Source organism: Myxococcus sp. AB025B (assembly GCF_006518215.1).
GTDB classification, from domain to species: Bacteria; Myxococcota; Myxococcia; order Myxococcales; family Myxococcaceae; genus Myxococcus; species Myxococcus fulvus.
This window is the reverse complement of record NZ_SRLW01000035.1, coordinates 15,540-40,646: the sequence shown is the minus strand read 5'-3', so window position 1 is coordinate 40,646 and position 25,107 is coordinate 15,540. Positions and strand designations below refer to the sequence as shown.

8 protein-coding genes are annotated in these 25,107 nt (G+C 71.0%); all 8 read left to right on the top strand.

Going from position 1 to position 25,107, the window contains the following annotated elements:
* Positions 1-211: 211 nt before the first annotated feature.
* Positions 212-3,799 (top strand): tetratricopeptide repeat protein, encoded by a 3,588-nt coding sequence (locus tag FL311_RS08315; protein ID WP_194869117.1) that lies wholly within the window; start codon positions 212-214, stop codon positions 3,797-3,799.
* On the top strand, positions 3,799-5,259 hold the full coding sequence (gene gltE / locus FL311_RS08310) for an adventurous gliding motility TPR repeat lipoprotein GltE (protein ID WP_141324398.1): 1,461 nt from the start codon (positions 3,799-3,801) through the stop codon (positions 5,257-5,259). The genes FL311_RS08315 and gltE overlap by 1 nt, the downstream gene beginning before the upstream one ends.
* Positions 5,260-5,387: 128 nt before the next feature.
* Positions 5,388-5,666 (top strand): adventurous gliding motility protein CglF, encoded by a 279-nt coding sequence (gene cglF / locus FL311_RS08305; protein ID WP_141324397.1) that lies wholly within the window; start codon positions 5,388-5,390, stop codon positions 5,664-5,666.
* Between the two features lie 79 nt (positions 5,667-5,745).
* Positions 5,746-7,701 (top strand): adventurous gliding motility protein GltG, encoded by a 1,956-nt coding sequence (gene gltG, locus FL311_RS08300; protein WP_141324396.1) that lies wholly within the window; start codon positions 5,746-5,748, stop codon positions 7,699-7,701.
* A gap of 105 nt (positions 7,702-7,806) precedes the next feature.
* A complete protein-coding gene (gene cglE / locus FL311_RS08295; protein WP_141324395.1) occupies positions 7,807-8,439 on the top strand; it encodes an adventurous gliding motility protein CglE in 633 nt (210 codons plus the stop codon).
* A gap of 210 nt (positions 8,440-8,649) precedes the next feature.
* Positions 8,650-10,296 (top strand): DEAD/DEAH box helicase, encoded by a 1,647-nt coding sequence (locus FL311_RS08290; protein WP_194869116.1) that lies wholly within the window; start codon positions 8,650-8,652, stop codon positions 10,294-10,296.
* A 129-nt stretch (positions 10,297-10,425) separates the two neighbouring features.
* A complete protein-coding gene (locus tag FL311_RS08285) occupies positions 10,426-22,701 on the top strand; it encodes a tetratricopeptide repeat protein (protein WP_141324393.1) in 12,276 nt (4,091 codons plus the stop codon).
* A gap of 137 nt (positions 22,702-22,838) precedes the next feature.
* Entirely contained in the window at positions 22,839-24,935 is a 2,097-nt protein-coding gene (gene gltJ, locus FL311_RS08280) for an adventurous gliding motility protein GltJ (RefSeq protein WP_141324392.1), read from the top strand.
* Positions 24,936-25,107: the final 172 nt, after the last annotated feature.

The window sequence follows — 25,107 nt, the reverse complement described above, 5'->3', positions numbered from 1 at the left end:
CAAGGCAACCACCTTGTCGTCCTTTTCACAGTCGTTCTGGAAGTTTGCCGGCATGCTTTCCACTTCTGGAGCGGCCAGCCAGTCAGGGTTGACCCTGCCCTCGGAAACCGCGCATAGTGGTTCTCCCCGAATGGAAATTCCCGAAGATTCCCGGCCACTTGGCTGTCTGGCAAGCAACCGGGGACGCCGGTCCCCCCCGCTTAGGAAGACCATGCGCCGTTCGCTCCTCGTCTGCCTCGTGCTCCTGGCCACGGCCTCCGCCGCTCAGGAGAAGAAAGCGCCGCGTGACGCCGACCTCGGCAGGAAGTCCGCCACCGCGGTGGACAAGTCCCTTGCCGGAGACATCACGCGAGAGAAGAAGAAGGAAGAAGTCGCTCCCGCGCTCCAGTACGACCAGTTCCGCCTCGGCGTCGAGTTCCAGGTGGCTTCCAAGCGGCGCGAGCAGATCGCCTCGCTGAAGAAGATCATCTCGCTGTCGCCGGATCCGAAGGAGGTCCCCAGCCTGTTGTTCCGGTTGGGTGAGTTCTATTGGGAGGAATCGAAGTTCTACTTCTTCGAGGCCAACCGCAAGGACGACGACCTGCTCAAGGCGATGAACGCCAACGACGCCGCGGGCCAGCAGCGCGCCAAGGCGGAGAAGGCGGAACTCGTCGCCAGGCAGAAGGAGTACGGCAAGCTCGCCGTCGAGCAGTACACGAAGATCGTCCAGGAGCACCCGAAGTTCGAGCGCACGGACGAGGTGCTCTTCTTCCTCGGTCAGTACCTGATGGAGGAGGGCCAGGACAGGAAGGCGCTCGTCGCCTTCAAGCGCCTGGTGGAGAAGCACCCGACGTCCAAGTTCATCCCCGACGCGTACCTGGCGTTCGGCGAGTACTACTTCAACAACTCCAAGGGCAAGCGCCCGGAGCTGGAGAAGGCGCTGGTGGCCTACAAGAAGGCCGCCGAGTTCCCCGAGAGCCAGGTGTACGCGTTCGCCCTCTACAAGCAGGGCTGGTGCCACTACAACCTGGGCGACTACGAGGCGGCGAAGGACAAGTTCAAGACGGTGGTGCTCTACGGCGAGCTGGCCGGCGCCAACGCGGTGGAGAAGGACGGCGGCAAGAGCGGCCGTGGCTCGCTGGTGCGCGAGGCCCGCACGGACTACGTGCGCGCGTACGCGCATCAGGGTGACGTGGCCCAGGCGCGCGCGGACTTCGGCAAGGTCGCGTCCAATCCGGATGATCGCTTCACGATGATGAAGCAGCTCGCCAACATGTACTACGGCGACGGCAAGGACCGCGAAGCGGCGCTGACCTTCAACTCCCTCATCAAGGAGAAGCCGCTGTCGCCCGAGGCGCCCGGCTTCCAGGGGAAGATCGTCGACTGCATCCTGCGCATGGGCAACAAGGAGCGCACCGTGGCCCAGGTGCGCCGGCTCGTGAAGATCATGAAGGAGGTCGAGGGCTCCGGCGTCATCAAGGAGGACAAGGACAAAAAGCTGCTCGCCGAGGCGAAGGAGCTGTCCGAGCGCACCCTGTCCAACCTGGCCGTCACCTGGCACAACGAGGGCAAGAAGACGCGCAACGAGGACACGTTCCGCTACGCGGACGCCGTCTACAGCGACTACCTCACGCTCTTCCCGGACAACCCCAAGGCGTACGACCTGCGCTTCTTCTGGGCGGAGCTGCTCAACGACAACCTGCAGAACTACGAGAAGTCCGCCGCCAACTACACGCTGGTCGTCCTGCAGGACGCCAAGGTGCTGGAGGCCAAGGACGACAAGGGCAAGCCCAAGCCGGGCAAGCCGGGCAAGTGGCTGCAGAACGCCGCCTACAACGCGGTGCTCGCCTACGACGAGGTCGTCAAGACGGCCGAGTCGCGCGGCGAGGCGAAGAGCGAGGGTGTGTCTTCCGACATCACCAAGAAGGCCACCATCCCCACGCTGAAGAAGGCGCTGCTGGACGCGTGCGAGCGCTACCTCAAGTACGTGCCCAAGGGCGACAAGCGGGTGGAGATCGCCTTCAAGGCGGCCAACATCTACTACCGCCACAACCACTTCGACGAGGCGGTGCTGCGCTTCAGCGAGATCGCGCTCGGCTACCCCGAGTACAAGTTCGAGGACGGCTCGCGCGCGGCGGAGATCAGCGCCAACCTCATCCTGGACTCGTACAACCTGCTGCAGGACTTCGCGAAGGTGAACGAGTGGGCGCGCCGCTTCTATGCCAACGACAAGCTGGCGACGGGCAAGTTCCGCGACGACCTGGCGAAGCTCATCGAGCAGTCGTCCTTCAAGCTGGTCAGCCAGCTGGAGGAGAAGAAGGAGTTCGCCAAGGCGGCCGAGGCGTACCTCAACTTCGTGCACGACTTCCCGCAGACGGAGATCGCCGACCTGGCGCTCTACAACGCGTCCGTCGACTACTACAAAGCCAAGATGCTGGATAAGACCATCGAGGTCCGCGCCCGGCTCTTCGCGCAGTACCCCCGTTCCAAGTACGTGCCGGACTCCATCTACGCGAACGCGGAGGCGCTGGAGGCCATCGGCGACTTCGAGCAGGCCGCGACCACGTACGAGCTGTACGTGAAGGGCTACGAGCGCAGCCTCGGGGAGAAGGGCGGCGGCAGCGCCAGGGCGCGCGGCAAGAGCGCGAAGAACGCCAGGAGGGGCGGAGGCGACGACAACAAGCCCGCGGTGGTGCAGAAGTGGGACGAGTCCAAGGCGCAGGTGGCGCTGTTCAACGCGTCCACCTACCGCGAGGGCCTGGGCCAGACGAAGGCCGCGCTGAAGAACCGCGAGCGCTACCTGGAGCTGTGGCCGAAGGCGAAGGACGCGGACGACATCCGGCTGTCCATCATCGACCTGACCGGCAAGAGCGGCGCGGCGATGAAGGCCATCAAGATGCTGGAGGAGTACGAGCGCGACAACATGCGCTCGGCCAGCAAGTTCCTCACGGCCGAGGGTCGCATCATCGACCTCTACAAGAAGATGAACAAGACGCGCGACGTGGTGCGCATGTACAAGCGCGTGGGCGAGCACTTCGACCAGCTGCCGCGCCGCGTGCAGACCACGCTGGAGAAGCCCGCGTTGGCCACCGCCGCCCAGGCGCACTTCCTGGGCGTGGAGCCGGACTGGGCCGAGTACAAGCGCCTGAAGCTGTACTGGGGCGCGCCGCCGTCGCCGGACCGCTTCCGCGCCAGCATCCAGGACAAGAGCCGCGCGCTGCAGGTGGTGGAGAAGAAGTACGTGCAGACGGTGTCCCTGGGCGCGCCCGAGCCGTCGCTGTGCGCGCTCAACCGCATCGGCCTGGCGTACGACCACTTCGCCGACCGCGTCACCAACGCGCCCATGCCCCGCGGCCTGGACGAGGAGTCCCAGCAGGCGCTGCGCGACGAGTTCTCCAACCAGGCCCAGCCGCTCAAGGACAAGGCCACGGAGGCCTTCGCCGCTACGGTCGCCAAGAGCCGCGAGCTGGACGTGTTCAACGACTGCGCCGCCGAGGCGCTGAAGATGCTGCGCACGACCTACCAGCCGGACCGCTACCCGGAGATGCACGAGGAGAAGGTCGCCCTGAAGAGCCGCAGCCAGCTCATCGGTGGTGACGTGCTCGCGGGCATCCAGGACGTGCCGCCCCCGGCGCCCACCGCGGTGGCCGAGGCCCAGAAGAAGAAGGAGACGCTGCAGGAGGACCTCACGGACCTCACCGCGCAGCTGCGCTCGCAGACCGAGACCCAGGTGGACACCAAGTCCACCGCCTCCACCCCGGATGGCACCAAGCCCGCCAAGTCGGGCGGCGCCGACGAGGAGCCGGAGGACTTCCTCTAATGAACCGGACGACCCGTACCATGCGCCTGTTCCCCCTGCTGGCCGCCGCGGCGCTCGTCGCCGCCGGCTGCTCCTCGTCCAAGGCCACCGGCCCCGCGGCTCCGTCCAAGGGCCCCGTCGCGAAGTCCCCGTCGGACGCGCCGCCGCCGCCCATCTCGAACACGGCCAAGGCCCGCTTCGAGGACGCGGTGAAGTCCTTCGACACGCAGAAGAAGGCCAAGGCGTTCGACTACCCGGCGCTGGAGCGCAAGTTCAAGTCGGCCCTGGAGTCCGACGCGAACCTGGCCGAGGCCGAGTACAACCTGGGCGTCATCGCCGAGCGCCAGGGCAACACCACCGAGGCCAAGGCCCGCTACAAGGCCGCGCTCACCAAGAAGCCCTCGCTGCGCCAGGCGTCGGAGAACCTGGCCGTCATGGAGCAGAACGCGGGCAACGTGGCCGGCGCCGTGGCTCTCTACCAGGAGGTCCTCCAGCGCTACCCGGACGACGCGCAGTCGCGCGCCCGTCTGGCGGAGATCTACCGGCAGCAGAACGACCACGACAAGGCGATGGAGCTGTCGCGCGGCGCGCTGATGCGCGACCCCGCGTCCACCACCGCGCTGAAGGTGATGATCCGCAGCTACCTGGACCGCAAGCAGCTCTCCATGGCGAAGCTGGTGGCGCTGCGCGGCGTGAAGCTGGACGGCGCGGACCCGGAGCTGCACCACCTGGTGGGCATCATCCAGCTGCGCGAGGGCAACGCGGACGACGCGCGGCTGTCCTTCAAGAAGGCGCTGGAGGCGCGCGACGACTATGTCCCCTCGCACGTGGAGCTGGCCCAGCTGTCGCTCGACGCGGAGGACTACCCCGGCGCCGAGGAGCACCTGCGCCGCATCCTGCAGGCGGACGGGAAGAACGCCACCGCGCACCTGAACCTGGGCCTCTCCTACAAGGGCCAGGGGCAGTACGACAAGGCGATGCAGGAGTACGACGAGGCGGAGAAGCTCGACCCGGAGCTGGCGGCGGTGAGCCTCAACCGCGCCATCATCCTGCACAAGGTGAAGGACGCACCCGAGCGCGCCCTGGAGCTCTACAAGAAGTACGTCGCCATGGCGGGTGACGGCGTGGGCCTCTCCGGTGAGTCCCCGGTCTTCGGGCTGCTGCGCGAGGCGGAGACCCTCGTCAACGCCAAGCGCGAGGCTGCCATGGCCGAGCAGCAGGCGAAGAAGCTGGAGGAGCTTCAGAAGCAGCAGCAGTCCCAGATGCAGGCCGCGGAGAAGAAGAACCAGGAGAAGAACCAGGCCCCGCCCCCGGGTGGCGCCGTGGCTCCGGTGGCCGGCTCCGGCACAGGCGCGCAGGCCACGCCCGCGGGTGGGACTCCGCCCCCGTCGCCCGCACCTGCGCCCCCGCCCGCGGAGAAGAAGAATGCAGGCACGGCGGATCCTTCCGAGCCGGGTGAGCCCGAAGACGACCTGCTGTGAAAGTTGGGACGTCCCCGGGTGCCTTCGCTGTGGCGGGCCCCGGGGCGATGATGCGAACCTTCGCGGTGTCCGCGTCAGCGGACACACGGTGTGGAACGGGCCCGGCGGGGCCCGCGTGGGAGACAGTGATGCGGAAGGCTCTGATGCTGTGCGCGGTGCTCTCGGCGGCGACCGCGTTCGCCCAGGATGACGACGCCGCCAGGCCGGCGGGTGGTGGGGCGGGCGACGGCAATGTGCGCTACTCGAAGACCACCAACATCGACTTCGAGGACGACACCATCGAAGGCGACCTCACCAAGCCGGACGGCGAGTACATCGACGCCCGCGAGAGGGTGAAGCACTCGAACCTCATCCGCATCCGCGAGGACTTCGAGGACAAGGTGATGCAGTCGGTGGGCGAGCTGTAGTTTCCGCCTTCCTGCGCCGGTGGGAACCTGCCGGCGCGCGCGTTGTCATACCGGGCATTGACCCCACGCAGGAGCCTTCATGGCCGTTCCGCTGACACTCAAGGTCTTCAAGGGCGAGACGTTGGTCACGTCCAAGGACTACGAGCGCGACATCATCAAGATTGGCCGTCTGTCCTCGGCGCACCTGTGCCTGGAGGACGAGAAGGTCAGCCGCATCCACTCCGTCATCGAGGTCGCCGGCGACGGCTCCATGTCCATCATCGACATGGGCAGCGTCGAGGGGACGTACGTCAACGACAAGCGGGTCAACAAGGGCCAGCTGTCGTTCGGTGACAGGATTCGCGTGGGTGGGACGACCATCCACCTGGAGAACCCGGCCGCCGTGGCCGCGGTGAACCTGGCCGTCGCCGCCGCGAGCACCGACGCCACCACGGAGAAGAACCCCGTGCTGGCCGCGGGCGCTCCGGCCGCCGGGCTCGCGCAGGCCGCCGCCGTGGCCGCGGAGCCCGAGGCCCCCGCTCCGACCGCCGCCGCGAGCTCGGGCGCGCTGGATGCCTCCGTCGCCGCCACGCAGAAGAACGCCATCGTGGCCGCCGAAGAGGAGCCCGCTCCCGTGGCCCGCGAGGCCGCCGCCGAGGCCGCGCCGCGTGCTCGCACCGTGCGCCGCTCCAAGTCGAGCGGTCCGCAGGGCGTGGCGCTGCGCTTCTCCTGGGGCGATCAGCGGGTGGGCGAGTTCTTCGTGGGCCCGGGCGCCAAGCGCGCCGTGGCGGTGGGCAGCGCCGCGGGCGTCGACTTCGTCATGGGGGACGCCAAGCTGGGCGGCCCGCGCTTCGAGGTGCTCCGCACCGACGGCCAGTCCTTCACCGTGCGCTTCACCGGCAAGATGAAGGGCGAGCTGGTGCGCAAGGGCGAGACGCAGGAGCTCAAGGCGGTCATCGAGTCCGGCAAGGCCTCGCACGAGGGTGACGCGTACACGCTCACGCTCGACGCGGAGGACTTCTTCTGGGTGGACCTGGGCGGCGTGACGATGGAGGCCGTCTTCCAGTCCGTCCCCAAGCGCGTCGTGGCGCCGCTGGGCGAGTCGCTGGACTACACCGCGCTCAACATCTTCCTGGTGATGTTCTTCGCGGCCACCGCGTTCGTCATCACCGCGATGAACCGCACCGGCGAGGGTGACGAGTACGCGGACGAGCTGTCCGCCAACTCCGCGCGCATCGCCAAGCTCATCATCAAGCCGCCCGAGGTGCAGAAGAACAAGTTCCTCGAGCGCCTCAATCAGCAGAAGGAGGCGAAGAAGAGCGGCGAGATGGCGGCCAAGAGCCGCGGTGACGAGGGTCAGATGGGCAAGAAGGACGCGCCCAAGACCAACAACCGCACCGCGCCCAAGGGTGACCCGAACAAGAAGGACGAGGCGCGCGCGCTGACCGCGAAGATCTTCGGCGGCGGCAAGGGCGGCATCTCCACCGTCTTCGGCAGCAAGGGCCTGGGCGGCGACCTGAAGAGCGCCATGGGCAACATGTTCGGCGCCAAGGCGGGCAACTCGGGCGGCTTCGGTGGCCTGGGCCTGCGCGGCTCCGGCGGCGGCGGCGGCGGCACGGGTGACACCGTGGGCATCGGCGGCATCGGCACCAAGGGCCGCGGCGGTGGTACCGGCAGCTATGGCACCGGCGTGGGCGTGCTGGGCGGCAAGTCCAGCGTGGACGTGGGCATCACCTCGTCCGACCCGGAGGTCATGGGCTCCCTGGACAAGGAGCTCATCCGCAAGGTCATCCAGGCCAACCGCGCGCAGATCCGCTACTGCTACGAGAGCATGCTCAACCGCTTCCCGAAGCTGGGTGGCAAGGTGGCGGTGAAGTTCGTCATCACGGCCACCGGCTCCGTGGCGTCGTCCTCGGTGGCGCAGTCCACGGCGGGCAACGCGGAGCTGGAGACGTGTGTGGCGGGCCGCGTTCGCACCTGGAAGTTCCCCGAGCCCAAGGGTGGTGGCGTGGTGGTCGTCACCTATCCGTTCATCTTCAAGCAGTCCGGCGAGTAGCGCGCCGGATGTTCATTGTCGGACGGGCGGCCCTTCCCCGGGGCCGCCCGCGCAGTCACCCCGGCTCCCGTCCCCCGTGGGAGCCCCCGTCAACCTCAGGACCGCATGAAAGCCCTCGCCCCCATTGCCCTGTGTGCCGCGTTCGTCCTCCCCATGGCCGCGAGCGCACAGCAACCACCCACCACGGCGACGGGTGACCGGCCCGCCACCACGTTCGATGAAATCGAGCGGGGCTTCTACTTCGCGCTGCTCGGCGGTCCGCTCTTCGTGACGAACCCGCCCGCGGCCGAGGGGACGCCCCGGCCCTTCTCCTCCGGCCCCATGGCCCAGGTGGAGGTGGGCGTGGACCTGGGCGAGCGCATCTCCGTGGGCCTGTTCGTCATGGGCTCCAGCATCCGCACCAGCGCCGAGTACATCGGCGAGTCCGGCGGCGCGGTGTCCGGCGACTACTCCACCTTCGTCCCGGGCGCGGTGCTGCGCGCGCGTCTGGTGGGCCTGGCCGACAGCCAGGAAGTGAAGCGCACGTGGTTCTATCTCCGCGCGGGCGCGGGTTATGCGATGTTCTCGCCGAAGCGTCTCCTTCCGGATTCCGACATTCTTGTGTTTGCCGGGCCCGGAGTGGAGTACTACACACGGTTGCGCCACTTTTCCGTGGGGCTCGAGGTCACGGGGAACTACCTCGTTTCCGGAGGCTCGTTCGGATTCGCTGTGGCGCCGAACATTCGCTACGCGTTCTAGCGGGAGATAGACGTGCCTCAGGAGAATGGAAGCGGTGGGCCGCGCCAGGGTGGGCGCGGTCGTGACGGGGGTGCGCCGGGTCAGGGCCCGCGCCGTGATGGTCCTGGCGGTGGATTTGGTGGCCGTGGCGGTCCCGGAGGCCCTGGTGGTGGCAGGGGCGAGGGACGTGGCCGCGGCGAGGGTCGGGGTCGTGGCCGCGACGAGGGCCCCGTGGGCCCCGGTCAGCGGGTCATCTCCGAGCTGAGCGTCCTCGAGAAGGCGCTGTCCAAGACGGACTTCACGGCCGAGAAGGCCCCGCTGCAGGCGATCGTCCGCTCGCTGCGGCCCATGCGGCTGAAGTCGCTGGATGATCTGGACCTCAACACGCGAGGTCGCCTCATCACCACGATGCTGCGCGTGCAGCGTCAGCCCAAGCCGGCCGCGCCGGAGGCTGCCGCCGCCGACGCGGCTCCGGTCGAGGCCCCCGCGGCTCCCGCGGAGGCGGCGGCTCCGGCCGAGGGTGCCGAGGCTGTCGCCACGGAGGGCGCGCCCGCGGAGGCGGCGGCTCCGGCGGCGCCCGCGGTGGACCCGGCGAAGGAGAAGTTCGACGCGTGGACGGACGTGCTGTTCCTGGTGGGCCAGGTCTGGCGCGCTGCGGGCGACAAGGAGCGCGCCGAGGCGGCCTTCACCGCCAGCGGCCGTCAGCCGGGTCCCGAGGTCGAGGAGCCCCCGGCGCCCGCGCAGGCCCGGACGGAGTCGCGTCCGGAGCGCGGTGAGCGTCGCGAGCGCCCGGAGCGTCGGGAGCGCGGTGAGCGTCCGGAGCGCGGCGCGTCCGGTGAGCGTCGCGAGCGCCCGGAGCGGGGCGAGCGTCGGGAGCGCGGTGAGCGTCCGGAGCGCGGCGCGCCCGGTGAGCGCCGTCCGGTGCCCGAGCTGACCGGGGACTGGAAGGAGCAGGCCAAGCAGCTGGAGGCCATGGGCCGCACGCGTGACGCGGGCCGGCTCCACGAGCGCAACGGTGGCTTCGCCGACGCGGCGCGTCTGTTCGAGGCGGGCGGGGACCTCAAGAGCGCCCTGCGCAACGCCCTCGCGGGTGGGGACAACGACTCCGCGCGCAAGCTGGTGAGCACGCTGCCGGCGGATCAGCTCGCCCCCACGCTGGAGAAGGCCGGCGCCTACGAGCTCCTCATGGAGCACTACGTGGGCAAGGGTGACTTCGAGAACGTGGCGCGCCTGTACGAGCGGGCCCGCCAGTTCGACCAGGCCGCGCTCGCCTATGAGCGCGCGGGCAAGCTGACCCTGGCGCGCAAGTCGTACGAGCGCTCGCGGGACATGGCCAGCGCCAACCGCATCCGCGGGCTCGAGGTGAAGAGCCTGGTGGAGCGTGGCGACCGTCTGGGCGCGGCCACGCTGCTCGTGGCGGCCGGCCAGCGCCGCGAGGCGGTGGAGGTGCTCGGCACGCTGCCTCCGCCCAAGGCGTTCCACTTCATGCAGCGGCTGAAGCTGGACGACGAGGCGAAGGAGCTGGCGCAGCGCGAGCTGGCCCGGGCCGAGTCGGAGCAGAAGCCCGCGGGCCGTGCGCGCTGGCTGGAGCTGCTGGGCGACGTCGCCGCGTCCGCCGAGGCGTGGGAGGCCGCGGGGCGCAAGGACAAGGCCCTGCCGCTCCACGAGAAGCTCGGCAACCTGACTCGCGCCGCCCAGCTCGCGGAGGAGCTGCAGCAGCGCGACAAGGCCGTGGCCCTCTACACCCAGCTGAATGACAGCGCGGGTCTGGAGCGGGCCAAGGCGCTGCCCGAGGCGGCTCCTGCTCCGGCGCCCACCGAGGCGTCCGCCGGGGGCGAGGACGGGGACTCATCCCCCGACGCTTCCTCGGCCGAGTAGCAAGAAGGCCAATGATTCCCGCCCTTTGGCGGGTTTTGCACGATTGCTCGGGGGCGCTCGCGGCCGGTAGAGTCCGGCGGCTGGCGCCCCCGCTGCGTTCCATTTTCACCCCCGAGGCCCGCCGTCCCCATGCAACAGCCCACGTCTGCTCGACCCACGCTGCGCGTGTCCGATGACCGGAGCTTCGTCGAAGCCGAGGCCGCCCTGGAGAAGGCTGGCCGTGTGGAGGAGTTGATCCGCCTGTACGAGGGGCGCTCGCGCGACGTCGCCAGTGACGAAGCGGTGCGCCTGTTGTGCCGCGCGGCGGAGCTCGCGCACGAGCGGCAGCGCAACGCGCCGCGGGCGGAGGAGCTGCTCAAGCGCGCGCTGCTGGTGGCGAAGGAGCCGCTGCCGGCGCTTCGTGGTCTCAAGCGCCTGCACGAGTCGCGGCAGGACGCCGCGGCGCTGTCGGACGTGCTGGAGAAGCTGGGCAGCGCGACCCAGGGCGAGGAGAGCGCGGGCCACTATCTGAAGGCGGCGGACCTCTACGAGCAGAAGCTCTTCCGTCGCGACAGGGCGGTGCTGTGCCTGCAGCGCGCGGCGCGCGCGAAGTCGGACCGGGCCATCTTCCGGCGGGTGCGGCAGCTGCTCCTGTCCGAGGAGCGCTTCCAGACGGCGTTCGAGGCGCTGGAGCGCGAGCGCGAGGCGCTGGGCGACGCGGGCATGGCCGAGGAGTACGCGGCGCTCGCCGAGCGACTGGTGGACGACCCCACCGAGCATGAGCTGGCGCAGCGGGTGCTCGATGTCGCGCGGACGTTGGAGCCGCAGAACGCGCGCGTGGAGAAGGCCACCCGCGCGCTGCAGCGCTTCGAGCAGACGTGGCGCGACCGCGTGCGGATGCTGCGCGGCATGTCGCTGGAGGAGCGCGACAGGAAGAGCGCCGCGCGGCTGTCGCTGCTCGTGGCGAAGCTGTTCGCCTGGTACGACCCGGGCTCGGCCGGCAAGGTGAAGGAGGCGTTGGACCGCTGCTTCCTGCTGTGGCCGGGCATGCCGGAGGGCCTGTCCCTCATCGAGAAGATGGCCGCGCGCGCGGGCACGGACTTCGCGCCGGCCATCGAGCAGATTGAAGCGATGGCGGGCGAGGTGAAGGACCGCGGCGCGCAGGTGGACCTGTGGCTGCGCGTGGGCACGCTGCGGCTGGGCCGGCTGAACGACGCGCCCGGCGCGCTGGCGGCCTTCGAGAAGGCGGTGGCGGCGGACCCGTCGCGCGCGGACGCGGCGAGCCTCACGGCGGAGCAGCTGCTGGAGGGGGGCCGGGCGCAGGACGCGGTGGTGGTGCTGGAGCGCTACCTGGGCACCGTGAAGGACAAGTCGGGCCAGGCGGCGATGCGCCTGCGGCTGGCGGAGCTGTGCCTGACGCAGCTCAAGGACGGCGCGGCGGCGCGCGCGCACCTGGAGGCCGCCCTCAAGCTGGACCCCACGCACGCGCTGGCGGCCTTCCAGCTGGCGCGGCTCCTGGCGGAGGACGAGGAGCTGGAGGCGGTGGTGCCGCTGCTGGACCTGGCGCTGCTGGCGCCCCGTCCGAGGGCGGAGCGGGTGGCCTTCTGCGAGGCGCTCGCGCTGATGTTCGAGGAGAAGGACGACGCGCGCGGCGCCTTCGAGGTGCTGTCGCGGGCGCTGGAGCTGGATCCGGCGCGTCCGCTGCTGCTCGGCTCGGTGGTGGAGCACGCGGAAAAGGCCAACGCGCGGCCCGCGCTGGCCCTGGCGCTCCAGCGCGCGGCGCAGGCGGCGCCCGTGGTGGAGGTCGCGGCGACGCTGTGGCGGCAGCTCGCGCAGCTGCTCGAGGGGCCGCTGGCGGACCCCGTGCGCGCGGAGGCGGCGTGGCGCGAGGTGCTGGTGCGGGTGCCCGGTGACGAGGCCGCCACGGAGGCGGTGAAGTCGCTGCAGGCGGCCGCGGCGCTCGCGGACGACCCGAAGGCGCGCATCGAGGCGGAGGTGACGCGGCGCGAGGCCGCAGGCGCTCCGCCCGAGGAGCTGGAGCCGCTGGTCCGCGAGTGGACGCAGCTGGCGCCCGACGAGGTGGGCGCGGTGCAGCGGCTGCAGGCCTTGTGCGTGGCGCTGTCCCGCTTCGACGAGGCGGCGGCGCTGGCGGGGCGGCTGGCGGCGCTGGCGGAGACGCAGCTGGAGCGCAACGAGTGGACGGCGCGCCAGGCCAAGCTGTACGCGGAGCGACTGGGACGTCAGGAGGATGCGGCGGACCTGTTCCTGGGCCTGCTGACGGAGAACGTGTCCACGGGCGTGGTGGTGGGCGGCCTCGAGCGCCTGGCGGCCTCCGGCGTGAGGACGCAGGAAGTCACCGAGGCGCTGGCGGCGCACTACGGGCGCACGGGCGACCACCAGCGTCAGGTGGCGGCGCTCCAGCAGCAGCTCGAATCCACGACGGACGTGGCCGCGCGCAAGCGGCTGTTCTCGCTGCTGGCGAGCATCCACGAGAAGCAGCTCGCGGACAGCCGCGCGGCCTTCGACACGCGCGTGCGCGTGCTGCGCGAGGATCCGCGAGATGAGTCCTCGCGCGGCGAGGCCTTGCGGCTGGCGAGGGACTTGTCGGCGCACGCCGAGCTGGGGCGCGTGTTGCGCACGCTGGCGGCCGAGGCCGAGGACCCGGCGGTGGCGTTGTCGCTGCTCACCGAGGCGGCGGGGCTGGCGGAGGAGGGCGGGCTGGTGGCGGAGGCCATCGCCGCGCTCGAGGCGGCGGTGGAGCGCGCTCCGGAGTCGGGCGCGGTGCTGCAGCGACTGGTGCGCCTGTATGGGCGCGCGGGTCGCGCGGCGGACGCGGAGGAGCTGCTGCGCAAGCGCATCCAGGGCGCTCGCGGCGCGGAGAAGCTGGAGCTGCTGCTCCAGTGGGTGGACCTGAACACGGAGCTCGGGCGTCCGGCGCAGGCCGCCGAGGCGCTCCAGTCCGCGCTCTCGCACGGCGCCGAGGAGGGGCGGCACCTGCCGCGCCTGGCGGAGCTGTACGAGAAGGCCGGCCGCACGCGGGAGCTGGGCGACACGCTGGCGCGGATGATTGGCCTGGCGGAGTCGGCGGGTGAGACGGACAAGGTCTCGCGGCTGAAGCTGCGCCGCGCGCAGCTGCTGCAGGGCCTGCAGGACGGCAGCGCGGAGGCGGTGAGCAGCTACGCGGACATCCTGCTGCAGCGCCCCTCGGACCCGGACGCGCTCGCGGCGCTGGAGGCCATGCTGGCGTCGGGCACGGCGCGCGAGGCCGCGGCGCGCGTGCTGTTGCCCGCGCTCGAGCGGACCAAGGACTACCGCAAGCTGGTGGCCACGCTGGATGTGCTGGCGGAGGTGGCCAAGGACGACGCGGCGCGGGTGCAGGTGCTGCGGCAGGCCGCGCAGGTGCATCTGGCGCATCTGCGGCAGCCGGAGCTGGCGTTCGCGGCCCTGGCCCGCGCGCTCCGACTGGCGCCCGGCGACGCGGGGCTTCGCTCCACGGCGCGTCAGGCGGCCGAGGACGCCGACGCGTTGGACAGCTACGCGGAGATCATCGAGGAGCTGACGGAGGAGGGGGACGTGGGCTCCGCGCGCGCGGCGCTGCTGCGCGAGCTGGCCGAGGTGCAGGAGAAGAAGCTCGACGACAAGGCGGGCGCGGTGAAGGCCCTGCGCGCGCTGCTGGTGCTGGAGCCGGGCAACCTGGACAGCCTGCGCGCCTTGCAGCGGCTGCACCGGGGCGGCGAGGAGTGGGCCGCGCTGGCGGAGGTGCTGGAGAAGCTGGCGGCCGCGTCGCCGGAGCCGGCCGAGCAGCTCGGGTTCCTGCGCGAGGCCGCGCTGCTGCACGAGGCCCGCCTGTCGGACCTGGAGAGCGCGGCGGAGGCGTGGCGCGCCATCGCCCAGCGGGACCCGGGCAACCGCGAGGCCGCGGCCACGCTGGACCGGCTCTACACGGAGCTCGGGCGCCATCAGGACCTGGCGTGGGCGCTGGCGCTGCGCCGCAATCAGGAAGGACAGAGCCCGCAGGGCCGCGAGGTCTCCTTCCGCCTGGCCGAGCTGCAGCGCACGGTGCTCGACGATTCGAACGCGGCGCTGGCGCTCTACAAGCGCATCCTCGCGGAGGACTCGGGTCACCCCGGGGCTCGCGCCGCGCTCGAGGCGTGGGTGAAGGCGGCGGTGTCCGCCAGTGGCGCCGCGCTGGATGTGTTGGACCCGGTGCTCGTGCAGGTGGGGGACCATGCCCGCCGCGTGTCGCTGCGCGAGGCGCGGATGGAGTCCGCGCTCACCACGGAGAAGATCCTCCTCGCCGGGGAGATTCGTCGCATCTACGAGCGCGACATGAGCCAGCCGTCGCTGGCCTTCATGTCCGCGGTGAAGTCCTTCGCGCAGGGCCTGGACCGGGACGGTGTGCGCCCCGACCTGGAGCGCCTGGCGCGCGAGACGGGCTCGCACGAGGTGCTCGCGGAGATCTACGAGACGGCGGCGGTGGAGCTCACCGAGGGTGACCCGGCCGCGCTGGACCTGCTGCGCCGCGCCGCGGAGCTGCGCGAGTCGTTGGACCAGCCCGAGGAGGCCGCGCGCCTCTGGAAGAACCTGCTCGCGGACGCGCCGCAGGACCGCCAGGCGCTGGAGGCGCTGTCCCGGCTGTACGAGAAGGGCCAGAACGCCAAGAGCCTGTCGGAGGTCTACACGCGTCAGGCCCAGCTCTCCCAGGACGCCGAGGAGCGCGTGGGGTTGTTGCTCAAGGCGGGCGAGGCGTACGCCAACGCGGGTGAGGACGCCCGGGCCATCGAGACGTACCGCTCGGCGCTGGCGTTGCGGCGGCTGCCCGAGGGGCTGCTCGCGCTGGAGCGGCTGTACGCGAAGGCGCGGCGCTTCGTGGAGCAGGCGGATGTGTTGGACCAGCTCGCGGACGGCGCGGCCGACGACGCCGCGCGGCGGAGCTGGCTGCTCAAGCGCGCGCAGCTGCTCGAGAAGGAAGTGGGCCCGGCGGAGGCGCTGCCCGTCTATCGCCGGCTCCTGGAGCTTGCGCCCGGGGACGGCCAGGTGGTGGCGGGCCTGGAGCGGCTGATGGCGCACGACGGGCCCCGCGTGGAGGCGGCGCGTCTGTTGGAGCCCGTCTACCGGGGCTTGAACGACACCCGGAAGCTGGTGGAGGTGATGGAGGTGCTGCTGCCCGGCGTGGCGCCGGAGCGGCGACTGGAGCACATCCAGGAGATCGCCACCCTGCGCGAGGCGCTGGGGCAGACGTCACTGGCCTTCGTGGCGCGGCTGCGCGCGTTCAACGAGTTCCCGCAGGAGACGTCGGTGCGCGACGAGCTGGAGCGGCTCGCGGCGGACTCCGGCTCGTTCGAGGAGGTCGCGGGCGCGTACGAGGACCAGCTCGAGCGGGACACGCAGGAGCCGCTCGCCGGGGACCTGTGGCGCCGACTGGCGGCGCTCTACGACAACCGCCTCAAGCGCTACGACCTCGCGGTCCGCGCACTGGAGGAGGTCAGTCGCAGGGACCCGAAGAACAAGGCGGTGCTGGAGTCCATCGCCCGCGTCCATCGGCGCACGGGGGCTCACCGTGAGCTGGGGCTGGTCATGCGGCGGCAGGTGGCCGCAGAGCCGAACGCGGCGTCGCAGGTGAATCTGCTGTTCGAGCTGGCGCACCTGGCCGAGGAGACGCTCGCGGACAAGGCGCTGGCGGCGCAGGCGTACCGCGAGATCCTGCTGCTGCGTCCGGAGAACGCGAACGCGCTCAAGCTGTTGGGGCGCGTGCTGGCGGAGATGGAGCGCTGGCCGGAGCTGGCGCAGCACATCGAGCGTGAAATCCAGCTCGCCGACGCGCGCGGTGCCCAGGAGGAGTCGTCTGACTTGCGCGTGCGGCTGGGGCGCCTGAAGTTCTCGCGTCTGGATGACCCGCGCGGGGCGCTGGAGCTGTACCAGTCCGTGCTGGAGCGGCGGGCGGGACACGCGGGCGCGGTGGGTGCGCTCGAGGAGATGGCCCGCTCGGAGAGCCCGCTGCGCGGCGCGGCCGCGAGCGCGCTGGAGCCGGTCTTCGTCGCCGTCGGCAACCACCTCAAGCAGGTGGAGATGCTGGAGTCGCGCGTGTCGGCGGAGGCGGTGCCCCAGGAGCGCGCCGCGCTCCTGCGCCGCATCGCGGAGATTTATGCCGGTCCGCTGGAGAACGCGGAGATGGGCTTCCTCGCCGCGACGCGCGCGTTGCGAGAGCTGCCCGATGACCTGCGCTCGCTGGAGCTGTGCGTGTCGCTGGTGGACCGCGCCGAGGCCCCCGAGGAGCTGGGCGCGGTGCTGATGGAAGTGGCGCCCAAGGCGGGAGACGCGGCGCGCGCCGAGCTGTACCGCGCGCTGGCGCGGCTGCAGACGGACCTGGGCGAGCCCACCGAGGCGCTGGCGTCCTGGAAGCGGGTGCTCGAGCTGCGGCCCACGGACGCCGAGGCGCTGGATGGCACCGTGCGACTGGTGGCGTCGCAGGGCAAGCCGACGGAGCTGCTCGAGGTGCTGCGCCGTCAGCTGGCGGTGGCCGAGGAGCCCGCGCGCCGTGCGGCGGTGCTCTTCCAGATCGGACACCTGCAGGAGGAGCAGCTCCAGGACGCCCTGGGCGCGCTGGCGACCTTCCGGCGCCTCCTGGAGCTCAAGCCGGACGACGTGGCCGGCCTGGAGCGCATGGAGGCGCTGTGCCAGAAGCAGGAGCGCTGGCCGGAGCTGGCGGACGTGCTGGCCCGCCGCATCGCGCTGATGCCTCCGGAGGCGGGGCTGGAGCTGAAGTTCCGCCTGGCCTCGGTGCGCGAGACGCGGCTGTTGGACCGCACGGGCGCGCTGGCGCTGTACGGCGAGGTGCTGACGGTGCAGCCCAACCATCCGGGCGCGGTGGGCCGGATGGAGGCGCTGGTGTCGCGCGAGCCGCAGAACCTGCTCGCGGTGGAGACGTTGCTGCGCGCCTTCCGCGCGAGCGGCGACGTGCCGCGGCTGGCGCAGCTCATCGAGACGCGCGTGGGCGTGTCCACGGATGCCTTCGAGCGCAAGGCGCTGTTGGGCGAGCTGGCGACGCTGCGCGAGTCGCAGGGCGAGTCGGAGCTGACGTTCCTGGCGCTCTTCCGCGCCTTCAAGGAGGACCCGAACGACGGTGAGGTGCGCCGTCGTCTGGAGAACGCCACGGATGCCTCGGACAGCTACGACGAGCTGGTCGCGGCGTACGAGGAGGCGCTGCCGCGCGTGGCCGAGGCCGCCGACGCGGCGCAGGTGTGCCTGAAGCTGGGCCAGCTGCTCGAGTCGAAGTTGAGGGACTCGGACCGCGCCGTCTCGTACTACGAGCGGGCGCGCACGCTGCATGTCGCCGTGCAGGCCAAGGCGCTGGTGGCGCTGGACCGGCTGTACCTGGAGCTGCAGGCGTGGCCGGAGCTCGCGGGCATCCTGGAGGCGCTCGTCACCGGCGCCACCGAGCAGGCCGAGCGCGTGGGCTACCTCTTCCGCCTGGGGCAGCTCTACCAGGAGCGGCTGGACAGTCCGGACCGCGCGGCGAGCGCCTACGAGGGCATCCTCAAGCTGGAGCCCGGGCACCTGGCGTCCGCGCGGCTCCTGGAGAGCATCTACGAGGCGGCCTCCGCGTCGGAGAAGCTCTACGCCATCCTCAAGCTCCAGTCGGAGAAGGTGGCGGGGGCGGAGCGGGACCGCGTCCTCGCGAAGATGGCGCAGGTGTCCGCCGAGGGGCTGTCGGACCTGGGCGGCTCCATCGAGCTGTACCGCGAGCTGTTGGCGAAGAACGCGCGCAACGACCAGGCCTTCTCCGCGCTCGAGTCGCTGTACGAGCGGGCGAACCGTCCGGAGGACCTGCGCGCGCTGCTCGAGGGCCGTCTGGCGATGACGCTGGACCCCCGTGAGGTGGTGCGGCTCAACGAGCGGCTGGGGCGCGTGGTGTACCGGCTGCTCAAGCAGCCCGAGGCCGCCGTTCCGTACTTCAAGGCGGCGTTGGACCGTGACGCGCGCAACCGCGCGGTGCTGGACACGCTGCGCGAGCTGTACGACGAGACGGAGCAGCGCGAGGAGCTGGTGGGCGTGCTGCGCCGCCTCATCCCGCTCCAGGAGAACAGCGAGGGCGTCAAGGCGCTGCGCCTGCGCCTGGCGGAGGTGCTCGCCGGGATGGGGCGCCGCGAGGAGGCGCTGGACGCCGCCCGTCGCGCGCTGGAGGTCGAGCCCCACCAGGTGGCCGAGCTGGAGCGCGTGCACACGCTGTTCGTCTCGCTGCGCGCGTGGAACGACGCGGTGCGCGCGCTGGAGCTGAAGGTGCAGGTGCACCTGGGCGCCGAGGAGCGTGAGCGCGCCGTCGCCACGTACTACGAGGTGGCGGACCTGTGGGCGGGGCCGGGCGGCAAGCCCGAGCAGTCCACGGGAGCGCTGGAGAAGGTGCTGGAGCTGGACCCCGCCAACCGCACGGCGTACGAGCGCGTGTGCGACCTGTACCGGACGTACAACGACTGGCGCGCCTACGCGACGGCCGTCGACCGGTACATGCCCCACTTCGTCACGGACGAGGAGAAGATGGCCGCCCTGCGCGAGCTGGCTCGCGTGCAGGAGGAGCGGCTGGGGCAGAAGGACGTGGCCTTCCTGGCGCTCTGCCGTGCGCTGCAGCTGGATGCCTCGGACGACACGCTCCGCGAGGAGGTGGAGCGGCTGGCGGACGAGACGGGCAGCCACGAGGAGCTGGCGGCCGTCTACGAGGAGGTCGCGGACGAGCTGCCCCGTGGGCCGCTGGCCGAGCGGCTGTACGCGACGCTCGCGCGGGTCCACGACACGCGGCTGGATGACCCGCAGGCCGCGGAAGGGGCGTTCCGGAAGATCCTCGAGTTCGACCCGACCAACGCCACCGCGCTGGATGGACTGGCCGCGGTGTTCCAGCGCCGGGGCCACGAGCGCGAGTACGTGGTGGCGCTGGAGCAGAAGCTCGAGGCCGCCGGCTCCATCGAGCAGCGCAAGGGCATCCTGCGGGAGATTGCCCGCGTCTGGGACGAGAAGCTGGAGGACCCGTCCGAGGCCGCGAGCGCGCTGTTGCGCGCGCTGGAGCTGGAGCCGGACACCGAGACGCTCGGGGTGCTCACCGCGCTGTACCGGCGGCAGCGCGCGTGGCGCGACGTGGCCATGACGCTCCTGCGCGCCAGGGACCTCGCGGACACCGCCGAGGAGCGCGCGCGCATCCAGGTGGAGGTCGCCGGGGTGTTCGAGCGCGACCTCTCGGACGACGAGTCCGCGGTCGCCGCCTACCGGCAGGCGCTGGAGCTGGACCCGGTCAACCGCGAGGCGCTGGAGTCGCTGGAGCGGCTGCACACCAAGCTGGACCAGCCCGCGGACCTGCTCGCCATCTACGAGCGGATGCTGGAGCTGAGCGACGACTGGCGCGAGAAGGTCCGCGTCCTGTTCCGCAGCGCCACCATCTGGGAGGACAAGTACCAGAACCCGGCCAACGCGGACGTGTGCGTGGAGAGCGTGCTCTCCATCGACCCGCAGAACGTCCAGGCCATCAAGGTCCTCATCCGCCTGCGTCGGGTGCAGGGCCGCTGGGAAGACCTCATCAACGCCTACGAGCGGCAGCTCTCGCTCGCGGTCAGCCCCGAGGAGCAGGCGGAGCTGTACGTGGACATCGGCAACGTCCAGTACCAGAACCTCAAGGCGGTGGACCGGGCCGTCAACAGCTACCACGCGGCGCTCGCGGCGGACCCCGGCAGCCGGCCCGCGCTGCACGCGCTGGGCAAGCTGTACGAGCGCAGCGGCAACTGGCCCTTCGCGCTGGAGATGCTGCAGAAGGAAGCGGAGCTCGCCGGCCAGTCGAAGGACGCGGTGGAGCTGTACTACCGCCTCGGGAAGATCAACGAGGACATGCTGATGGACACGGGCAGCGCCCGGAACGCCTATCAGCTGGCCATCGCCATCGACGCGGGCCACCTGCCCAGCCTCCGCGCCCTCAAGGGCATCCTCGAGCAGGACAAGGACTGGAGCGGCTACGAGCAGACGCTGCGTCAGGAGGCCGAGCAGACCGAGGACCCGGTCGCCAAGGGCAAGGCGCTGCTGGACGTGGCGCGCTACCACGCGGAGACGCGCGAGGACCGCGACACCGCCACGGGCTACTGGGAGGAGGCGCTCAAGCACATCCCGGACAGCATCGAGGCCGCGCGTCCGCTGGCGGACGTGTACATCGCCCACGAGCAGTGGTCCGACGCGGAGCGGATGCTCGACATCGTCACGCGCAAGCTGTCGGAGAAGGCGATGGTGGAGAAGGACGCGGCCACGGCCGCGGACCTGTGCCGCCAGCTCTACCGGCTGGGCTACGTGGCGGAGAAGCTGGGCCGGCGCGACAAGGCGCTCAGCTGCTACGAGACGGCGTACGAGCGCGACGCGACGTACCTGCCCGCGCTCGAGGGCTACGGCAACCTGCTCGTGCAGACGCGCCGCTACGAGGGCGCGCTCAAGGTCTTCCAGACCATCCTCATCCACCACCGCGAGGAGCTCACGGACCTGGAGGTCGTGGAGGTCTACTGGCAGCTGGGTGACATCCACGCCGCGCTCAACCAGGCGGACCGCGCGCAGAACCACTTCGAGAAGGCGCTGGCCATCGACCCGGGCCACGAGCCCACGCTGCGCGCGCTCGTGGTCCTGATGGACAAGGCGGGCCAGTTCGAGAAGTCCGCGGACCTGCGCCAGCAGCTCGTCGGCGTGCTGGAGGGCGAGGCCAAGGTGAAGGTGTACCTGGACCTGGGCCGCATCTCCCGCGACGAGCTGCACGACCCGTACATGGCCATCGACGCCTTCACTGGCGCGCTGCGCGTCCAGCCCGACGCGCTGGAGGTGATGGACCAGCTCTACGTGCTGCTGCGCGAGACGCGTCAGGGCCAGAAGGCCGCGGACGTGCTGGCGCGCATGCTGGCCCTCCCCGCGCTGGCGTCGGAGCCGCACAAGGCCAAGCGCGTCTGGTTCGCCCTGGGCGAGCTGCGCCGTGACGACCTGAAGGACGTCGAGGGCGCGAGCCAGGCGTTCAACGCGGCGTTGGACCTGGACCCCCGCTTCGTCGAGGCGTTCAGCTCGCTCGAGGCGATGCTCGGTGGCGCCCGCCAGTGGAAGTCGCTGGAGGAGAACTACACGAAGATGCTCGGCCGTCTGCCCAAGACGCCGGAGACGCACGTGGCGCGCATGGCGCTGTGGCGCGCGCTGGGGGATTTGTACCACCAGGTGCTCAAGCACCCGGAGGGCGCGGTGGCCGCCTACGGCGTGGCCGCCAAGGGCCTGCCGGACGATGCCGCGGTGCAGGAGACGTATGCCGAGCTCGCCGGCAACCTGCCCGGCAAGGAGGAGGAGGCCATCGCCGCGCTGCGACGCGCGCTGCCTCACACGACCGACGCGCGGAAGCTCTGCGGTCAGCTCGTGCGGCTCGCGGCGCTGCGCAAGGACTACGACCTGGCGTGGCTCGCGGCCCAGGCCGCCTCGGGGCTGCTCGGTGAAGCGGGGGAGGACGAGAAGGAGATCCTCTCCAAGCTGGGGCCCTACGCGAAGAAGAAGGAGGTCGCCCAGCGCCCGGTCGACGACCGGCTGTGGCACACGCACCTGTTCCACCCGAAGGCGCGAGGGCCGCTGGCGGAGCTGCTCGGTCTGCTCTTCGCCAAGGCGGGACACCTGTACGCGGTGCCCTTCACCCAGTACCAGCTCGTGCCGAAGAAGCACCGCATCGACGTGGCCAGCGCGCAGGAGTACCACGTGCACCACTACCGGTACGTGGCGCGCCTGTTGGGCATGGAGGCGGTGGAGCTGTACTCGCCCTTCCTCGTGGCCACGCGCGAGCGCATGGCGAAGCGCTCCAACGAGCCCGCGCCCGAGCCTCTCGTCAATGTGGAGCTGCTGCAGACGCATCCGCCGTGTGTCCGCGTGGGCGGCAAGTACTTCGCGGAGCAGGGCCAGAAGGAGGTGTACTACCTGCTGGGCCGCGCGCTGGCGCTGGCGCGTCCGGAGCTGGCCTTCGCGCAGTACGTGCCCGCCGAGCGGCTGGAGGCCATCCTCCAGGCGGCGCTGAACCTCGTGGTGGGAAATGTGCGTGTCGCCGAGTCCCTCCACGGCGTGGAGATGGAGCGGCGGGCCTTGGAGAAGGTCCTCACGGACGTGGACCGCGCGGCGCTCGCCAAGGCGGCCCGGGCCTGGCTCCCCACGGCGACGCCGCAGTCGGTGCGTCAGTTCCTGGAGGGCGCGGAACTGACGGCTGCGCGCGCGGGCCTCTTCGTCGCCGGGGAGATGGAGCCGGTGCGCCGGCTGGTCCAGGGGGAGACGGGCTCCACCTTCCGCGTCGCCCCTCGCAACAAGCTCAAGGAGTTGCTCGTGTTCGCGACGTCCGAGGAGCTGCACCACCTGCGTGTGGCTGTTGGCACACACGTGGAGGTACAGGTGCGCAGATAGCGCGGTAGAACCCGGGCAAGGGTTCACGCGTTGATGAGCAACCGGGCGGTCGAGGGACGGATCCTTGACCGCCTCGGGTGGCCACTTCTACGATTCCGACGGGATTTCTCCCGTCATTTCCGAGGCTTGCGGAAAAGATGCGTTTCGTCTGTGACAGCTGCCGCGCGCAGTACATGATCAGCGACGACAAGGTTGGCCCGAAGGGGGTCAAGGTTCGTTGCAAGAAGTGCGGCCACACCATCACCGTGCGCCCGGCGGGCGCCGCGGCGGGGAAGGATTCCCCGTCCGAGCCCGCGTCCACCCCTTCTCCCGCTCCCGAGAGCGCGAGCACCCAGGGCAAGGAGGCCGATTCGTCCACCTCCGCCTCGCTGCCCGCGACGCTCGGGACCCCGCCCGAGGGAGGCCTCTTCACGGACGTGGAAGAGGACGAAATCGGCGCGGTCTTCGACCAGGTCCTCAGCTCCGGCACGCACAAGATTCCGGCGGGTGAAGCCGCCGGAGAGGCCGCCGCGCGCGATGCCACCACGGAGTCGGTGCGCAAGCTGGCCGAGGCCGAGGACGAGCCCGACAAGGAGGAGCCGAAGCCCGCGGCCACCTCTCACGAGTGGTACGTGGCCATCGACGAGAAGCAGGTCGGGCCGCTCACCGTGGAGAAGGTGAAGGACGCGTGGGACCGTGGCGAGGTGGGGCCGGACAGCCTGTGCTGGCGTTCGGGCTTCAGCGATTGGATTCCGTTGTCGGAGACGGCGGAGCTGGCGTCGGTGCTGGCGCCGCGTCCGTCGAAGCCGAGCATCGTCGCGCCCGAGCCCGTGTCGGGCTCGACGCCCACGGTGCAGCCGGGGCCCGTGCAGTCCGCGTTCAGCGCGGGCAAGTCGAAGGGCGAGTCGGTGGTGTTGGCGTCGTCCTCCGAGGAGCCGGTGGGGTGGAAGCCGTCGGCCGCCAGCGTGCTCGCCTCGCTCGTGAAGGAGGAGAACGACGCGCTGTCCAAGCCGCCTCCGACGCCCGCGCCCGCGCTGGGGCGTGAGCCGGTGTCGCAGTCCCGCCTGCTCGACGTGCCGATGCCGCCTCCGGAGCCGGTGTCGTCCCCGTCGCTGATGGGCGCGGGGCCGGCGATGGCCGCTCAGATGGCGCCTCCGCAGGCGCCGCACGCCTATCCGCAGCAGCCCTATGGCCAGCCGGCGCAGATGCCGTATGGGCAGCCGCAGGGGCACTATGCGCAGCCTGTCCCGGCGCCGTATGCGCCTCCCGCGGGCTACCCTCCGGCCTATGCACAGGGCGGGGGAGCGCCTCCTGGCGGTGGCAAGGGCCGGGTGGGGTTGATCGTCGGCATCGTCGTGGGCGTGCTGGGGCTCGGTGGTGGAGCCTGGGCGTTGGCGTCGAAGGGCGGCACTCCCGAGGCTCCGCCCACCCAGCAGCCTGTCGCCGCGGCCACGCCGCCGGCGGCGGCTCCGCCCGTGGTGACGCCTCCTCCCGTCGCGGCGGCACCTGTCGCCGCGGCGCCGCAGACGCCGCCTGTCGTGGCCACGGCGCCCGGAGCGCCGACGCAGCCTCCTGCTCCTGAGACAGCGGCCGCGGCGAACCCCGCCGTGGCCGCCGCGGGAGCTCCCACGACCGCGCCCGTGGCGACGCCGCCTCCCGTGGCCGCGCAGCCCGTGGCGGGGCAGGTGCCCGCGACGCCGCCGGCGGATGCGGTGAAGCAGCCGCTGGACAACGCGGTGGCGAAGGTCGAGCGGACGACGACGCCTCGGCGTGCCTCCGGCTCCTCCTCTTCTTCGTCTTCTCGACGGGAGGACACCGAGGAGCGTCCCGTGGCGCGCGCGGAGAAGCCGTCCTCGAGCGATGACGACTTCGACGAGCTGTTCGGCACGAAGAAGTCGAAGCCCGAGCCGAAGGCGTCGGAGAATCGTCCCACGGCCTACATCCCTCCCGAGCCGGGCGGGGGCGGGGTGCGAGACACCCTTCAGCGTTCCGACATCATGGAGGTGGTGCTGAACAACAAGCCCGCCATCGTGAAGTGCGTCAACGAGCAGAAGAAGAAGGACCCGATGCTCAGCGGCAAGCTGGTGATGCGGTGGACCATCCAGACGAGCGGCAAGACGTCGAACGTCACCTGCAAGTCGGATGAGTACCGCAGCACGTACATGGCGACCTGCATCACCGGGCTCATCAAGAGCTGGGCGTTCCCGAAGCACAAGAAGCAGGGTGAGCCCATCGACTTCCCGTTCACCTTCTGAGCGGGAGAGGAAGGTTCCGGGTCCTTGGCGACATGTGTGTCACGCCAGGGGCCCATGTGAGTGTTCGCTTTCGTGAGGGCTGAATTTCCGCGGGAGCGATGCGTCCGTGGGCGTGTCGACACTCGTTGACACGTCACGACGGGCGGGACTAAAGCCGAACCGCTTGTATGGA

Bases quoted from the DNA above. Each gene is read 5' to 3' on its own strand.
- FL311_RS08315 (WP_194869117.1), top strand. From the start codon at position 212: ATGCGCCGTTCGCTCCTCGTCTGCCTCGTGCTCCTGGCCACGGCCTCC.
- gltE (WP_141324398.1), top strand. From the start codon at position 3,799: ATGAACCGGACGACCCGTACCATGCGCCTGTTCCCCCTGCTGGCCGCC.
- cglF (WP_141324397.1), top strand. From the start codon at position 5,388: ATGCGGAAGGCTCTGATGCTGTGCGCGGTGCTCTCGGCGGCGACCGCG.
- gltG (WP_141324396.1), top strand. From the start codon at position 5,746: ATGGCCGTTCCGCTGACACTCAAGGTCTTCAAGGGCGAGACGTTGGTC.
- cglE (WP_141324395.1), top strand. From the start codon at position 7,807: ATGAAAGCCCTCGCCCCCATTGCCCTGTGTGCCGCGTTCGTCCTCCCC.
- FL311_RS08285 (WP_141324393.1), top strand. From the start codon at position 10,426: ATGCAACAGCCCACGTCTGCTCGACCCACGCTGCGCGTGTCCGATGAC.
- gltJ (WP_141324392.1), top strand. From the start codon at position 22,839: ATGCGTTTCGTCTGTGACAGCTGCCGCGCGCAGTACATGATCAGCGAC.